The 14,922-nt window shown below is 74.2% G+C and carries 11 protein-coding genes; 7 read left to right on the forward strand and 4 right to left on the reverse strand.

The genetic code is table 11. The features are described 5' to 3' along the window. The first annotated feature begins 297 nt into the window (after positions 1 to 297). The 5 genes from NFT33_RS07730 (at position 298) to NFT33_RS07750 (ending at position 8,085) form a co-directional block, all read left to right on the forward strand. A complete protein-coding gene (locus NFT33_RS07730) occupies positions 298 to 1,677 on the forward strand; it encodes an SWIM zinc finger family protein (protein WP_251674364.1) in 1,380 nt (459 codons plus the stop codon). Then, on the forward strand, positions 1,674 to 3,362 hold the full coding sequence (locus NFT33_RS07735) for a DUF5691 domain-containing protein (protein ID WP_251674365.1): 1,689 nt from the start codon (positions 1,674 to 1,676) through the stop codon (positions 3,360 to 3,362). Before NFT33_RS07730 ends, NFT33_RS07735 begins: the two co-directional genes overlap by 4 nt. 64 nt (positions 3,363 to 3,426) lie before the next feature. Continuing rightward, the gene (locus tag NFT33_RS07740) at positions 3,427 to 4,551 is read left to right on the forward strand and encodes an ATP-binding protein (protein WP_251674367.1); all 1,125 of its coding nucleotides are present in this window, start codon (positions 3,427 to 3,429) and stop codon (positions 4,549 to 4,551) included. A 2-nt stretch (positions 4,552 to 4,553) separates the two neighbouring features. Next, the gene (locus tag NFT33_RS07745; RefSeq protein WP_251674369.1) at positions 4,554 to 6,893 is read left to right on the forward strand and encodes a DUF5682 family protein; all 2,340 of its coding nucleotides are present in this window, start codon (positions 4,554 to 4,556) and stop codon (positions 6,891 to 6,893) included. After that, a complete protein-coding gene (locus tag NFT33_RS07750; protein WP_251674371.1) occupies positions 6,883 to 8,085 on the forward strand; it encodes a VWA domain-containing protein in 1,203 nt (400 codons plus the stop codon). The genes NFT33_RS07745 and NFT33_RS07750 overlap by 11 nt, the downstream gene beginning before the upstream one ends. Positions 8,086 to 8,110: 25 nt before the next feature. Here the strand turns inward: NFT33_RS07750 and NFT33_RS07755 are convergent, their stop codons facing one another. Next, positions 8,111 to 8,821: an NUDIX hydrolase gene (locus NFT33_RS07755; RefSeq protein ID WP_251674373.1), complete on the reverse strand. Its 711-nt coding sequence runs from the start codon at positions 8,819 to 8,821 to the stop codon at positions 8,111 to 8,113. A 65-nt stretch (positions 8,822 to 8,886) separates the two neighbouring features. Here NFT33_RS07755 and NFT33_RS07760 point away from each other — a divergent pair, with 65 nt between their 5' ends. Then, positions 8,887 to 9,738, forward strand: coding sequence for a cysteine hydrolase family protein (locus NFT33_RS07760; RefSeq protein ID WP_251674375.1), 852 nt, complete (start codon positions 8,887 to 8,889; stop codon positions 9,736 to 9,738). After that, positions 9,735 to 10,946, forward strand: coding sequence for a nicotinate phosphoribosyltransferase (gene pncB, locus NFT33_RS07765; protein WP_251674377.1), 1,212 nt, complete (start codon positions 9,735 to 9,737; stop codon positions 10,944 to 10,946). The genes NFT33_RS07760 and pncB overlap by 4 nt, the downstream gene beginning before the upstream one ends. Here the strand turns inward: pncB and NFT33_RS07770 are convergent. From NFT33_RS07770 to NFT33_RS07780, 3 genes are all read right to left on the reverse strand, one after another. After that, complete coding sequence (locus tag NFT33_RS07770; RefSeq protein WP_251674381.1) at positions 10,930 to 11,760, reverse strand: DUF481 domain-containing protein; 831 nt, start codon at positions 11,758 to 11,760, stop codon at positions 10,930 to 10,932. The genes pncB and NFT33_RS07770 overlap by 17 nt on opposite strands. A 124-nt stretch (positions 11,761 to 11,884) precedes the next feature. Further along, positions 11,885 to 13,231, reverse strand: coding sequence for a type I glutamate--ammonia ligase (locus tag NFT33_RS07775; RefSeq protein WP_251674382.1), 1,347 nt, complete (start codon positions 13,229 to 13,231; stop codon positions 11,885 to 11,887). Beyond that, positions 13,228 to 14,916: an NAD(P)/FAD-dependent oxidoreductase gene (locus NFT33_RS07780; protein WP_251674384.1), complete on the reverse strand. Its 1,689-nt coding sequence runs from the start codon at positions 14,914 to 14,916 to the stop codon at positions 13,228 to 13,230. The genes NFT33_RS07775 and NFT33_RS07780 overlap by 4 nt, the downstream gene beginning before the upstream one ends. Between the last annotated feature and the right edge of the window lie 6 nt (positions 14,917 to 14,922).

Below are 14,922 nucleotides of genomic sequence, written 5' to 3' on the forward strand. Positions count from 1 at the left end.
GGCCGGTGCGCGGCGTGGTGCGGGCCTGCGGATGGATCTGGTTCATGTGGTCGCTTCCGGCTGCGGACAGGGGCATGATTACATGGTATCTGACCGCGTCGAGGTCGGGCGGGATTGTTACCACTCAACCGGTTACCTGGCGAATGCAATCGCCTTGCGCCGTTGGCGTACTCAAGCTGAAGCCGTCCGGCACGGCCCCGAATCCGCCCCTTTCCCGCGCCATCCTTCACGCGCAGCGCGGCAGTTCGTTGCGTAGACTGCCCGGCACTTCAGCAACCCTGGGTGCCGGGAGTCCGATTGACCGAACCATCGACTGCGCTGACCCGCGAGGCCGTGCTGGCCCTCGCGCCCGACGAGGCCTCCGCCAAGGCGGCGCGCGGGCTGATTTCCCCGGCGAAGTGGCCGCTGCTGGGCCATGACGCGCAGGCCGCCTGGGGCGAATGCCAGGGCAGCGGCTCGAAGCCCTATCAGACCCAGGTCGACCTGAGCGGCCCGGTCTTCAAGTGCAGTTGCCCGAGCCGCAAGTTCCCGTGCAAGCACGGGCTGGCACTGCTGCTGATGCGCGCGCAGGAGCCGCAGCGCTTCAGCACCACCGGCGCGCCGCCCGCGTGGGTCAGCGCCTGGCTGGACGGCCGGCGCGAGCGCGCCGAGAAGCAGGCGCAGAAGGGCGTCCAGAAGCAGGAGCAGCGCCAGGCCGCCGCGGCCGCGGGCGAGGACGCCGCGCCGCCGGCCGCGAGCGCCGACGCCACCGCCCGGCAGGCGAAACGCTGGCAGCGCATCGAGGCCGGCCTGCAGGAGCTGTCGCGCTGGCTGGCCGAGCGGGTGAGCCAGGGCCTGGCGACGCCGCTGGCGTGCGGCGCGGCCGAGTGGCGCACGATGGGCGCGCGGCTGGTCGATGCGCAGGCCGGTGCGCTGGCCGGCTGGCTGCAGGCCGCCGGCGCCGAGGTCGATGCCCCGGCCCGGCTGCTGGCGCGGCTGGGGCGGCTGCAACTGCTGATCGACGCGGTGGCGCGGCGCGACGCGCTGAGTGAGGCCGAGCGCGCCGACGTGCGCGCCACGCTCGGCTGGCCGCTGGAGCGCGACGAGGTGCTGGCGCGCGGCGAGGCGGTCGACGACCGCTGGGCGGTGCTCTGCCAGATCGTCGAGGAGCGCGAGGGCCGGCTGGTCGAGCGCCGCGTCTGGCTGCAGGGCCTGGACAGCGGCCGGCGCGCGCTGCTGCTCGACTTCAGCCACGGCACCGCCGGCTTCGACATGCCGTGGGTCAGCGGGCAGGTGCGCGCGGGCCGGCTGGTGTTCTTTCCGTCGGCGGCGCCGCTGCGGGCGCTGGTCGAGCAGCGCGGCCCGGCCGAGGCCGCGCCGCCGCCCGACGCGGGCGACTGGACCGCCGAGCTGGACCGCGCGGCCGCCGCGATGGCCGCGCATCCGTGGCTGCCGCTGTGGCCGCTGGCGCTGCAGGGCGTGCTGCGGCTGCACGGTGAGCAGCTCTGCCTGCTCGGGCCGCAGGGCCGGGCGCTGCCGCTGCGGGTGCCGGCCGATCAGGTGCTGACGCTGCTGGCGGTCGGCGGCGGCGCACCGGTGCAGTCGAGCGGCGAATGGAATGGCGAGACGCTGCGGCTGCTGACGCTGCGGGGCGATGACGCCTGGCAGCTCGGGCGCGGCGAAGGAGCGGGGCGATGAGCACGACGGGTGTGATGCCGGATGCGGCGGTGTCGGCCGCGCTGGAGCGGCTGCTGCCGGCGGCGCTGGTCGGCACCGAGCGCACGCCGGGCTGGCGGGCCGCGCTGTCTGCCGCACCGGCGCCGCTGAACGGACTGATGGCGGCGCTGGCCGCCACGCCGGACGAGGACGCGGCGGTGCTGCTGCGCGCGGCCGGCGTGCTGGCGCTGGCGGCCCGGATCGGCGCGGACGGGCTGGCGCTGCCGGCCGAGGCGGACGCGCTGCCCGCCCGTCCGGAGCGCCGCCCCGCGCTGGCGGACCCGAGCAGCCGCGCGGTGGTCGAGACGCTGCTGCAGGACGACTGGCCGACCGGCCTGCGCCACGCGATGCTGCGCCGGCTGGCCGAGCGCGGCTGGCGGCTGCCGGCGGCGCTGCTGCCGCAGGCGCTGGAGCTGGCGCAGCGCGAGCCGGCGCTGCGCGCGGCGGTCGGCGCGGTGATCGGCGAGCGCGGCGCCTGGCTGATCCGCCAGCAGCCGCGCTGGCGCCAGCTCGGCGAGGCGCCAGCGCAGCCGACCGAGGCCGACTGGACCGACGGCACGCTGACCGCCCGGCTCGCCTTCCTGCGCCACGCGCGGGCGCAGGATCCGGCGGCGGCGCGCGCGCGGCTGGAGGCCGAGCTGGGCCAGCTCGCCGCGGCCGAGCGCGCCCAGCTGGCCGAGGCGCTGGCGGTCGGCCTGTCGATGGCGGATGAGCCGCTGCTGATGCGCCTGCTGCAGCGCGACCGCGGCGGCGAGGTGCGCGCGGTGGCCGCGCGGCTGCTGCAGCGCCTGCCGGACAGCGCGCAGGCCGGCTGGCTGGCGGCGCAGTGGGATGCGCTGCTGAAGAGCGAATCGGCCTGGCTGGGCCTGAAGCGGCGCTGGACGATCGAGCCGCCGGCCGCCGATGGCGCCGACTGGAAGGCGCACGGCCTGGACCTGCAGCGCCCGCGCCATGACGGGCTCGGCGAGCGCGGCTGGTGGCTCTATCAGCTGGTGCGGCTGACGCCGCTGAGCTTCTGGACCACGCGCACCGGCCTGACGCCGGCCGATCTGATGGCCTGGGCCAAGGGCACCGACTGGAAGGACGCGCTGCGGCGCGGCTGGTTCGAGGCGGCGCAGGCGCTGCCAGACGACCCGGCGGCGCTGGCGCCGGTCGAGGTCGAATGGCTGCTGGCGCTGCTGGGCCGCGACGCGCGCGGCGCGTCGGTCAGCGAACAGGCGGCCTTGCGCCGGCGCCTGCCGCCCGCGCAGCGCACCGCGCTGTGGCGCACGCGCCTGGCCGGCGATCCGGTCGAGGTGGCCGGCGAGATCGTCCTGGTCTGCGAGCAGGCGGCGCTGGCCGGGGTGCCGGATCCGGCCGGGTCGGTGCTCGACGCCGCGTTCCTGGCCGAGCTGGGCGCGGTGCTGGAGGCGCAGTGGTCGGCGCTGTGCGCCGGCCAGCTCGACGACCGGCGCTGCAACGACTGGCTCGGCCGCGCGCCGGCGCTGCTGGCCTGGCTGCCGGCCGGCGTGCCGGGCCGGGTCGAGGCGCTGCCCGAGCCGGTGAACCCGACCGACGCCGCAGTCAGCTGGGCGCAGCAGCAGCGCACCACGCTGCACGCCCGGCTGCAGCGCATCGCCGCGCTGCGCCGCGCCCTGGAGGCGCTGCCCGCGGCCCCCGCTGGCTGATCTTCTCCGTACCGCTCTTCCCGTACCGCTTCCCGCCTTGCTTCCCGCACTGGATCGCCCTGACATGACCGACACCGCCGCCCCTGCCCCTGCTCCTGCCGCTCTCTCCGCCTCGACCGTGCTGCGCCGCCATGCCGAGCAGCAGTACGCCGAGGAACTCGACGCGCTGGCCCGCGCCGACCGCCGTCCGCGCCCCGAGAACTGGCGCCTGTCGCCGCAGGCGGTCGTGACCTACCTGCTGGGCGGCACGCTGGACGACGGCTTCGTCGTCACGCCCAAGTACATCGGCGCGCGCCGGCTGATCGAGATCGCGGTGGCGACGCTGGCGACCGACCGGGGCCTGCTGCTCTACGGCGTGCCGGGCACCGCGAAGTCGTGGGTGTCGGAGCATCTGGCCGCGGCGGTCAGCGGCGACTCGACGCTGCTGATCCAGGGCACCGCCGGCACCGGCGAGGAACAGCTGCGCTACGGCTGGAACTATGCCGAGCTGCTGGCGCACGGCCCGTCGGAGAAGGCGCTGGTGCCCAGCCCGCTGATGAACGCGATGCGCACCGGCCGCATCGCCCGCATCGAGGAGCTGACCCGCATTCCCGCCGACGTGCAGGACACGCTGATCACCGTGCTGTCGGAGAAGACGCTGCCGGTGCCGGAACTGGGCGTCGAGGTGCAGGCGGTGCGGGGCTTCAGCGTCATCGCCACCGCCAACAACCGCGACAAGGGCGTCAACGAGCTGTCGAGCGCGCTCAAGCGCCGCTTCAACACCGTGATCCTGCCGGTGCCGGCCAGCGAGGAGGAGGAGCTGGCGATCGTCGTCAAGCGGGTCACCGAGATGGGCCGCGCGCTCGACCTGCCGGCCGAGCCGCCGGCGCTGCGCGAGGTGCGCCGCGTGGTGCAGATCTTCCGCGAGCTGCGCAACGGCCAGACCGAGGACGGCAAGACGCGCCTGAAGAGCCCGAGCGGCACGCTCTCGACCGCTGAGGCGATCTCGGTGGTCGGCAACGGCATGGCGCTGGCCGGGCATTTCGGCGACGGCGTGGTCGGCGCGGCCGATCTGGCCTCGGGGCTGCTGGGCGCGGTCATCAAGGATCCGGTGCAGGATGCGGTGGTCTGGCAGGAATACCTGGAGACGGTCGTCAAGGAGCGCGACGGCTGGAAGGACCTCTACCGCGCCTGCCGCGCGCACGGCTGAACATGGCCGAGGTCCGCTTCTTCGGCATTCGCCACCACGGCCCGGGCTGCGCACGCAGCCTGGTGCGTGCCTTCGCGGCCTGGCAGCCCGACGCGGTGCTGGTCGAGGGGCCGCCGGAGGCCGATGGGCTGCTGCCGCACCTGAACGATGCCGCGCTGGTGCCGCCGGTGGCGCTGCTGGTCCATGCGGTGGAGACGCCGCAGCAGGCGGTGTTCTACCCCTTCGCGCGCTTCTCGCCGGAGTGGCAGGGGCTGCGCTGGGCGGCCGGCGCGGGCGTGGCGGCACGCTTCATCGACCTGCCGCGTGCGCATGCGCTGGCGCTGGATGCGGGCCCCCTCCCCGACCCTCCCCCGCTGGGGGAGGGAGAAAGACAGGATGGCGCTGCGTCCGATCTCCTCCCCCCAGCGGGGGGAGGCCGGGAGGGGGGCCTTCGAGGTCGCGGCGACCCCTTCGACGACTTCGCCCGCGCCGACGGCCATCCGGACGGCGAGAGCTGGTGGAACCGCTGGATCGAGGAGCGCGGCGAGGACGCCGACATCTTCGCCGCCATCGCCGAGGTGATGAGCGAGCTGCGCCGCCACGCCGACGCCGAGACGCCGCTGCCCGCGCGCGAGGCGCAGCGCGAGGCCCACATGCGCCAGAGCCTGCGCGCGGCGCGCAAGGAGGGCTTCGCGCGCATCGCGGTGGTCTGCGGCGCCTGGCATGTGCCGGCGCTGCAGGATGGCGTCTCCTCGGTCAAGGCCGATACGGCGCTGCTCAAGGGCCTGCCGAAGCTCAAGGTGCAGGCGACCTGGGTGCCGTGGTCGCACCGCCACCTGACGCGCCGCGGCTACGGCGCCGGCGTGGTCTCGCCCGGCTGGTACGACTTTCTCTGGCAGCACGACGCCGCCCGCCACCCGCGCGCCGCCGGCTGGCTGGCCCGGGTGGCCGCGCTGCTGCGCGCGCACGAGATCGACTGCTCCAGCGCGCATGTGATCGAGGCGATCCGGCTGGCCGAGACGCTGGCGGCGCTGCGCGGCCACGGCGCGCCGGGGCTGGCCGAGCTGGACGAGGCGGTGCGCAGCGTCATCGGCCAGGGCGACGATGCGGTGCTGGGGCTGATCGCGCCGGCGCTGCATGTCGGCGATGCGCTCGGCACGGTGCCGGCCGATGTGCCGGTGGTGCCGCTGCAGCGCGATGTCGAGCAGCAGCAGAAGCGCCTGCGCCTGAAGGCCGAGGTGGCCGAGCGCCGGCTCGAACTCGACCTGCGCGAGCCGAACGATCTGGCGCGCAGCCGGCTGCTGCACCGGCTGCGGCTGCTCGGCCTCGACTGGGGCGTGCCCGAGCGCGGCAACCGCGGCGCACGCGGCAGCTTCCACGAGGACTGGCGGCTGCGCTGGGAGCCCGAATGCGCCATCACGCTGATCGAGGCCAGCCGCTGGGGCACGACGGTGGAGGCCGCCGCCAGCGCGCGGGTGGCCGAGCAGGTGCGCGACGAGACGCGGCTGGCGGCGCTGGCGGCGCAGGTCGACGACGTGCTGCGCGCCGACCTGCCCGGCGCGGTCGCGGCGGTGACGCAGGCGCTCGACCGGCTCGCGGCGGTCAGCGGCGATGTCGGCGAGCTGCTGCGCACGCTGCCGCCGCTGGCGCAGGTCTACCGCTACGGCGACGTGCGCCAGACCGACACGGGCCAGGTCGGCCGGGTGCTCGACCGGCTGATCGAGCGCGCCGCGATCGGCCTGCCGCTGGGCTGCGCGGCGCTTGACGACGAGGCGGCGCAGGCGCTGCGCGAGCCGCTGCTGGCCGCGCATGCGGCGGTGGCGCGTCGCGACGGCGAGGCGCAGACGCAGGACTGGCGCCGCGCGCTGGCAGCGCTGGCCGGCGCGCAGAGCGCCGCGCCGCTGCTGCGCGGCGTGGCGACGCGGCTGCTGCTCGACGACGGTGTGCTCGATGCCGAGGCGGCCGGCACCGCGCTGGCGCTGCAGCTCTCGCGCGCCACCGATCCGGGCGCGGCGGCGGCCTGGCTCGAAGGCTTCCTGAACCGCAATGCGCTGGTGCTGCTGCACGACGCGCGGCTGTGGGCGCTGGTCGACGGCTGGCTGAGCGGCCTGGGCGACGACCATTTCCAGCAGGTGCTGCCGCTGGTGCGCCGCACCTTCGCCGATTTCAGCCGCAGCGAGCGCCGCTCGATCGCCGAGCGCGCCGCACGTCCGCCCGAGGCGCCGGCCGACACCGCGCCAGCCGACGCCGCGCCGCCGTGGCAGGTCGGGCGGGTCGCGCAGGCGCTGCCGCTGCTGCACCGGCTGCTCGGCCTGCCGCCCGAGGCCGTTTCCTCGATGGAGAACCCCCCCGATGTCCGCTGACGCCGAGACCTCCCTGTCCGCCCCCCCGCCGAGCCTGGACCGGCAGCAGCGCTGGCGCCTGGTGCTGGGCGACGAGGCCGACGCCAGCTGCGGCAAGCCCAGCGGCACCGCGCTGGAGATGGACCGCGCGCTGGCCGCGCTCTACGACGCCGACGGGCCCGGCCGCGGTGGCAGCGCCCGCGTCGGCGGCTCGGGGCGCGGTGCGCCGACGGTGGTGCGCTGGCTGGGCGACATCCGCCAGTACTTTCCGGCCTCGGTGGTGCAGGTGATGCAGAAGGATGCGCTGCAGCGCCTGCACCTGAACGAGATGCTGCTGCAGCCCGAGATGCTCGAGGCGGTGCAGCCCGACGTGCATCTGGTCGCCAGCCTGGTGTCGCTGTCGCGCGCGATTCCGGCCGGCACCAAGGAGACCGCGCACCGCGTGGTGCGCCAGGTGGTGGACGCGCTGATGAAGCGGCTGGAGGAGCCGCTGCGCTCGGCGGTGGCCGGCGCGCTCGACCGCAGCACCCGCAACCGCCGCCCGCGCCACAGCGAGATCGACTGGCACCGCACCCTCCGCGCCAACCTGCGCCACTGGCAGCCCGAGCTGCGCACCGTCATTCCGGAGCGGCTGCACGGCCACGGCCGCAAGTCGCGCCGGCCGCAGCGCGAGGTCATCCTGTGCATCGACCAGAGCGGCTCGATGGCCGCCAGCGTGGTCTATTCGAGCATCTTCGGCGCGGTGCTGGCCTCGCTGCCGGCGGTGTCGACGAAGCTGGTGGTGTTCGACACCGAGGTGGTCGACCTCAGCGACCAGCTCGACGATCCGGTCGAGCTGCTGTTCGGCGTGCAGCTCGGCGGCGGCACCGACATCGGTCAGGCGGTGGCCTACTGCCAGGGCCTGATCCGCGACCCGCGCAACACCATCTTCGTGCTGATCTCCGACCTGATCGAGGGCGGCGTCGAGCAGCGCCTGCTGCAGCGCGCCGCCGAGCTGGTCGGCTCGGGCGTGCAGTGCGTGGCGCTGCTGGCGCTCAGCGACGAGGGCGCGCCGAGCTACGACCGCCAGATCGCCGCGAAGCTCGCCGGCCTGGGCGTGCCGTCGTTCGCGTGCACGCCGGACGCGTTTCCGGGCCTGATGGCCGCGGCGATCCGGCGCGAGGATGTGGCGGGCTGGGCGGCGCAGCAGGGGCTGGTGACGAGCCGGGCCTGACACGCCCGCGGCACGCGCCCCGGCTTCATGGCGCGAGCACGGCGGGGCCGAGCAGCCGGTCGGTCAGCGTCAGCGCGCCGCGGCGGCGGTCCTTCAGGCGCCAGAGCTGCGCCGGGCGGTGCGCGCCGCCGGTGCGCTCGCCCTCGATGGGCTCGAGCAGGTCCATCTCGTCGATGCGCCGCCGGAAGCTCACCTTGTTCAGCGGCTCGCCCAGCAGCGCCTCGTAGACCGCCTGCAGCTGCGGCAGCGTGAAGCGCTCGCCGCACAGATGCACCGGCAGCGACGAGTACTGGCTCTTCGAGCGCACCCGCGCCACCGCCTGCGCGACGATCTGCGCATGGTCGAAGGCCAGCGCCGGCAGCGCATCGACCGGATGCCAGCGCAGGCCGGCCGCGCCGCGCGCGAGCAGGTCGGCCGGCACCAGCGCCACATGCGCCACCGAGATCGACCAGCCGCGCGGATCGCGCTCCGGCCCGCCGAAGGTGGCGAGCTGCTCGAGATAGGGGCAGTCCAGCCTGGTCTTGGCGCGCAGCATGCGGGCGGCCGCGGCGAGCGGGTCGGCATCCTCGTCGGCATGGATGAAGCCGCCGGGCAGCGCCAGCATTCCGGCCAGCGGTGCGCGGTCGCGCGGCAGCAGCGCGACCTGCAGCTGCGGATTGAGCGTCAGCAGCACCACGTCGACGGTGCACAGGATGGGCGTGGCGGCGGCTTCGGGCGGAGGGGCGGGCGGATTCATGAAGGCGTGCAGGGATGGAATCGACTTAGTTGCAATGTTGTACTAAGTGGCTTATCGTGTCCACCATGACGACGAACCTGCCTGCCTTGCACCTCCTGCTGATCGATGCGCAGAACGACTTCTGCGACCTGCCCGCCAGTGCGCAGGGCACGCCCGCCCTGCCGGTGCCGGGCGCGGACGCCGACCTGCGCCGGGTGGCCGAGCTGCTGCGCCGCGCGGCCGACCGCATCGATGCGCTCACGCTGACGCTCGACACCCACCACCGCCGCGACATCGCGCATCCCGGCTTCTGGTGGGCGCACGCGCCGGGGCAGGAGGTCGCGCCGTTCACGCCGATCACCGCCGCACAGGTGCGCGCCGGCCAGTTCCAGCCGCGCGACCCGGCGGCGCTGCCGCGGGTGCTGGCCTATCTCGACGCGCTGGAAGCCCAGGGCCGCTACACGCTGATGGTCTGGCCGGTGCACTGCGAGCTGGGCACCTGGGGCCATCAGCTGCATGCGGCCGTGCGCGAGGCCTGCGCCGAGTGGGAGCTGCGCCGCCAGCGCAGCAGCCACGTCGTCTTCAAGGGCCTGAACCCGTGGACCGAGCACTACAGCGCGCTGCAGGCCGAGGTGCCCGACGCGGACGATCCCGATACCGGCCTGAACCGCGCGCTGATCGCCCGGCTGGACGGCCCGGGCCGGCTGCTGATCGCCGGCGAGGCCGGCAGCCACTGCGTGCGCGCCACCGTCGAGCATCTGGTGGAGCATCTGCCCGACGCCACGCCCGAGCGGCTGGCGCGCATCACGCTGCTGACCGACGCGATCAGCCCGGTCGCCGGCTTCGAGGCGCATCAGGCCGATTTCTTCGCCGACATGGCGCGCCGCGGCCTGCGGCTGGCCACCTGCGCCGAGGTGCTGAGCGAGGTGCTGCCATGAAGCGCGCCCCGGTGCTCTCCAGCCTGCTGGAGACCGACCTCTACAAGCTGACGATGTGGCAGGCGCTGCTGCACCGCCATCCCGCCACGCAGGCCGAATACCGCTTCGTCTGCCGCAATCCGCAGGCGGCCGCCTTCCCGCTGGCCGAGCTGCGCGCCGAGGTCGAGGCCGAGCTGGACCACCTGTGCGCGCTGTCCTTCACCGCCGCCGAGCTGGACTGGCTGGGGCGGCTGCGCTTCATCCGGCCGGACTTCGTCGATTTCCTGCGCATCTTCCGCTTCCAGCGCGACTTCATCTCGGTGCGCACCGAGGGCGATCGGCTGTGCATCGAGGCGCGCGGGCCGCAGGTCCATGTGATGGGCTTCGAGATCCCGGTGCTGGCGATCGTCAACGAGCTGCATTTCCGCCGCCTCGACCGCCCGGCGGTGCGCGAGGAGGGCCGGCGCCGGCTGGCGGCCAAGATCGAGCGGCTGCAGCGCGCGGCGGCCGACCCGGCGGCGGCGCGGCGATTTCCCTTCGAGCTGTTCGAGTTCGGCCTGCGCCGGCGCTTCTCGGCCGACTGGCAGCGCGAGATGCTGGAGACGCTGGCCACGCGGCTGCCTGGCGTGTGCCGCGCCACCTCCAACGTGCACCTGGCGCGCACGCTGGGCCTGACGCCGATCGGCACGATGGCGCACGAGTATCTGCAGACCTACCAGGGCCTGGGCGTGCGGCTGCGCGACTTCCAGAAGGCGGCGCTGGAGGACTGGGTGCAGGAGTACCGCGGCGACCTCGGCATCGCGCTGACCGATGTCATCGGCATGGACGCCTTCCTGGCCGACTTCGATCTCTACTTCGCCAAGCTCTTCGACGGGCTGCGCCACGACTCTGGCGATCCGGTTGTCTGGGGCGAGAAGGCGCTGGCGCACTACGCCGCGCTGGGGCTGGACGCGGGCACCCGCCGGCTGGTGTTCTCCGACGGTCTGACGGTGGAGCAGGCGCTGTCGCTGCACGGCCATTTCGCCGACCGGGTGCGCACCGGCTTCGGCATCGGCACCCAGCTCAGCAACGACCTGGGCCCGACGCCGCTGAACATCGTCATGAAGCTGGTGCGGGTCAACGGCCAGCCGGTGGCCAAGATCAGCGACACGCCGGGCAAGGCGCTGTGCGACGACGCCGGCTTCCTGGCCTATCTGCGCCAGGTGTTCGGCGTCAGAACTGGCAGCTGAGGCCGGCGTCGAAGCGGGTCTCGCCGACCGGCTGCAGCGTGTCCATCGGCAGCGCCTTGCGGTAGCTCAGCTCGTACTTCAGCCAGACATGGCGGCTGACGCGGTTGCGCAGCGTGGCCACCGCGGTCTGGTAGTGCTCGCGGCTGGAGCGCTCGCTCATCAGCGCCAGGCGCAGCTGGGTGCTGTCGCTGACGCGGTAGTCGAGCTGCGAGCTGGCGGTCAGCACCCCCTCGCGGATGTTCTCGCCGCTGCGGGCGCGGCCCAGGCGCAGGCCGGGGCCGAATTCCAGGCTCAGGCTCAGGTCGTCCAGCGGCGCGAAGCGTCGGCCCGCCCCCGCGCGCACCGCTTGCGACGACGAGAAATAGCCGAAGCGGTTGCGCCGCAGCCGCGGCGACAGGTAGGTGTAGTAGGTCGAGGCGCCCTCGCGCGGCGGGTCGTCCAGCGCGGCCAGGTCGCGGCGCCACTTCACGAAGGTGTCGATCTCGTCGACCTTCAGCGTCGAATCGCTGCCGTTCAGCGCGATGGCCTCGCGCTGGGTGCGGAACTCGCCGCTCCATTCGTCCTGCGGCGCGCGGTGCAGCCAGCTGCCCTGCAGCCCCCAGCGCCGGCCGGCGAAGTTCGTCGTGCGGGTGGTGGTGTAGTGCAGCGAGAGGTTGAACTTCGAGTCGGGCTCGGCCGCCGGTGCGGGCGGTGGCGGCGCTGCGGCGGGCGGCGTTGCGGCGGCGGTGACGGGCAGCGTGCACAGGACGGCCGCGGCCGTCAGCACCGGCAGCCAGCGTGGCGAGGCGGGGAGAGCGGCAGGCGGCGTCTTCATGGGCGCGGATGCTGCGCCGTGCCCGCGCCGGACTGAAGTGCAAAAGTGGTTCGAATCCGCAACGCGATGGCATTTTCCGGATCTGGCGCGAAGGATTGCCGGCTCCGGCCGCGGACCTCAGGCTTCAGGCCTGCTCGGTCAGATGGCGCAGGTCCCAGTCCCGGTGCGGGTCGGCCAGCGCGGCGCGCTCGTCCAGCTCGTGGCGACGCTGCGCGACGAAGAGATCGACCAGCACCTCGCCGAGCAGCTCGCGCAGCGCGGCGCTGGCGTGCAGCGCGTCGAGCGCGTCCTGGGGCGTGCGCGGCAGCGCCGGACCGCGGTCCTGGCGCGGCAGTTCGCCCTGCAGGCCCAGCAGCCCGGTGCCGAGCATCGAGGCCAGCGTCAGGTAGGGGCTGGCGTCGCCGCCGGGCAGGCGGTGCTCGATGCGGCGGTTGGCCGGGCTGGAGGCCGGCAGCCGGAAGGCGACCGCGCGGTCGTCGTCGCCCCAGCGGGCGTCGGTCGGCGAGGCGTCGCTGCGGCGCAGCCGCTCGAAGGAATGCGCCCACGGCGCCAGCAGCGCCATCGCCGCCGGCGCATGCGCCTGCAGCCCGCCGATGAAATGCGCCAGCTGCGGCCGGTCGCGGCCCTGCGCGTCGACGAAGGCGTTCAGGCCGGCGTGCGGGCCGTGCGCATGCTGCAGGCTGGCATGCCAGTGCATGCCGGTGCCGGGCTGGTCGGCGAAGGGCTTGGCGATGAAGCTGGCCAGGAAGCCGTGGCGCACCGCCGTCTCGCGCGCCAGGCGCTTGAAGCGCCAGACCGCGTCGGCCATCGCCAGCGGCTCGCCCGGCGCGAAGTTCACCTCGTACTGGCCCGGCGCCGACTCGTGGCCGTGGCCGGTGACCGGGATGCGCTGCGCCGCGCAGGCGTCGAACAGCGCGTCGAAGTAGGGCGCGAACATCGCGGTGCGCTCCAGCGAGGCGATCTCCAGCGCATGTTCGCGTGCGCCCGCGCCCCCGGGCACGCCGGCCGGGCGCAGGCCGCCGTCGGCGCTGCGCTCGACCAGGAAGAACTCCAGCTCCGGCGCCACGGTGGCGCGCAGCCCGGCCGCCGCCAGCCGCGCCAGCACCCGACGCAGCGCGGCGCGCGGCGACAGCGCGCCGGCATCCAGCGCCGCGCGTCCGGGCCGTGGCAGCGCGCCGGCCGGCTCGCAGATCACGCTGACGCGGTCGCTGCGGCCGGGCACCGGCACGGCGCTGGCCAGGTCGGGCACGAGCTGCAGGTCGCGGTAGTCCTCGGGCAGGATCGGTCCGAAGACCGCGTCCGGCTCGCCGCCGGTCAGCGTCACGCCCAGCACGACCGAGGGCAGCCGGCAGCCGCCCATCGCCTCGAAGTCGGCGCGCGCGACGATCTTGCCGCGCGCGACCGAGGTGAAGTCGGCCACCGCGCACTCGACGCTGCGCGCGCTGTCGGGCAGGGCGTGCGCGCGGGTCACGACCGTGCCACGCCCAGCAGGTCGGCGCCCAGCGCCTCGGCCACCTCGATGCCGTCGACGCCCGCCGACATGATGCCGCCGGCATAGCCCGCGCCTTCGCCGGCCGGATAGAGGCCGCGCACGTTCAGGCTCTGGTAGTCGCGGCCGCGGGTGATGCGCAGCGGCGAGGAGGTGCGCGTCTCCACGCCGGTCAGCACCGCGTCGGGCATCGAGAAGCCCTTGATCTGGCGTTCGAAGGCCGGCAGCGCCTCGCGGATCGCGTCCAGCGCGTAGACCGGCAGCGAGCCGCAGTCCTTCTGCGCCAGATCCGTCAGATGCACGCCCGGCTTGTAGGACGGCTCGACGTTGCCCAGCGTGCGGCTGCGCTGGCGCTTGATGAAGTCGCCGACCAGCTGGCCCGGCGCGCGGTAGTCGCCCTCGCCCAGCTCGAAGGCGCGGCTTTCCCAGAAGCGCTGGAAGGCAATGCCGTCGAGCGGATTGACCGGGCCGGTGGCGCCGCGGTCCTGGCGGTAGTCCTCAGGGGTCAGGCCGACGACGATGCCGGCGTTGGCGTTGCGCTCGTTGCGCGAGTACTGGCTCATGCCGTTGGTCACCACCCGGTTCGGCTCCGAGGTGGCCGCCACCACCGTGCCGCCCGGGCACATGCAGAAGCTGTAGACCGAGCGGCCGTTTCGAGCGTGGTGGACCAGCTTGTAGTCGGCCGCGCCCAGGATCGGGTTACCGGCGTTCGGGCCGAAGCGGGCGCGGTCGATCACGCCCTGCGGATGCTCGATGCGGTAGCCGATCGAGAAGGGCTTGGCCTCCATGTAGACGCCACGCTCGTGCAGCATCGCGAAGGTGTCGCGCGCGCTGTGGCCCAGCGCCAGCACGACATGGTCGGCGCGGATCTGCTCGCCCGAGGCCAGCGTCACGCCGCGCACATGGCGCACGCCGTCGGCGTCCGGCTCCAGCAGCAGGTCGCTCACCTTCTGCTCGAAGCGGATCTCGCCGCCGAGCGCGACGATGTCGGCGCGCATCTTCTCGATCATGCTCACCAGCCGGAAGGTGCCGATGTGCGGCTTGCTGACGAACAGGATCTCCTCCGGGGCGCCGGCCTTGACGAACTCGGTCAGCACCTTGCGGGTGAGGTGGCGCGGGTCGCTGATCTGGCTGTAGAGCTTGCCGTCGGAGAAGGTGCCGGCACCGCCCTCGCCGAACTGCACGTTCGACTCGGGGTTGAGTTCGCTGCGCCGCCACAGGCCCCAGGTGTCCTTGGTGCGCTGGCGCACGTCCTTGCCGCGCTCCAGCACGATGGGCCTGAGGCCCATCTGCGCCAGGATCAGCGCGGCGAACAGCCCGCAGGGCCCGAAGCCGACCACCAGCGGGCGGCGATGCCGCTCGCCGCCGCCGTCGGCGTGGAAGTCGGCCGGCGCGTGGCCGACGAAGCGGTAGCCGGTGTCCGGCGTCGGGCGGATCTGGTGGTCCTTCGGGAACCGTGCGAAGACCGCCGCCTCGTCGCGCAGCGTGCAGTCGATCGTGTAGGTCAGGACGATGGCGGTCTTCTTGCGGGCGTCGTAGCCGCGGCGGAAGACATGGAAGTCGAGCAGCTCGGCCGCGTCGGCGAGCTGCAGCCGCGCCACGATGGCCGGACGCAGCGCGTCCTCGGCGTGGTTCAGCGGCAGGCGGAGTTCGGTGATTCGGAGCATGGCGGA

This window comes from Sphaerotilus sp. FB-3 (assembly GCF_023706025.1).
GTDB classification, from domain to species: Bacteria; Pseudomonadota; Gammaproteobacteria; order Burkholderiales; family Burkholderiaceae_C; genus Sphaerotilus; species Sphaerotilus sulfidivorans.

Excerpts from the sequence above, each read along its gene's own strand:
- NFT33_RS07740 (WP_251674367.1), top strand. The coding sequence starts at position 3,427 with ATGACCGACACCGCCGCCCCTGCCCCTGCTCCTGCCGCTCTCTCCGCC.
- NFT33_RS07755 (WP_251674373.1), bottom strand. The coding sequence starts at position 8,821 with ATGAATCCGCCCGCCCCTCCGCCCGAAGCCGCCGCCACGCCCATCCTG.
- NFT33_RS07780 (WP_251674384.1), bottom strand. The coding sequence starts at position 14,916 with ATGCTCCGAATCACCGAACTCCGCCTGCCGCTGAACCACGCCGAGGAC.
- NFT33_RS07735 (WP_251674365.1), top strand. The coding sequence starts at position 1,674 with ATGAGCACGACGGGTGTGATGCCGGATGCGGCGGTGTCGGCCGCGCTG.
- NFT33_RS07770 (WP_251674381.1), bottom strand. The coding sequence starts at position 11,760 with ATGAAGACGCCGCCTGCCGCTCTCCCCGCCTCGCCACGCTGGCTGCCG.
- pncB (WP_251674377.1), top strand. The coding sequence starts at position 9,735 with ATGAAGCGCGCCCCGGTGCTCTCCAGCCTGCTGGAGACCGACCTCTAC.
- NFT33_RS07745 (WP_251674369.1), top strand. The coding sequence starts at position 4,554 with ATGGCCGAGGTCCGCTTCTTCGGCATTCGCCACCACGGCCCGGGCTGC.
- NFT33_RS07750 (WP_251674371.1), top strand. The coding sequence starts at position 6,883 with ATGTCCGCTGACGCCGAGACCTCCCTGTCCGCCCCCCCGCCGAGCCTG.
- NFT33_RS07760 (WP_251674375.1), top strand. The coding sequence starts at position 8,887 with ATGACGACGAACCTGCCTGCCTTGCACCTCCTGCTGATCGATGCGCAG.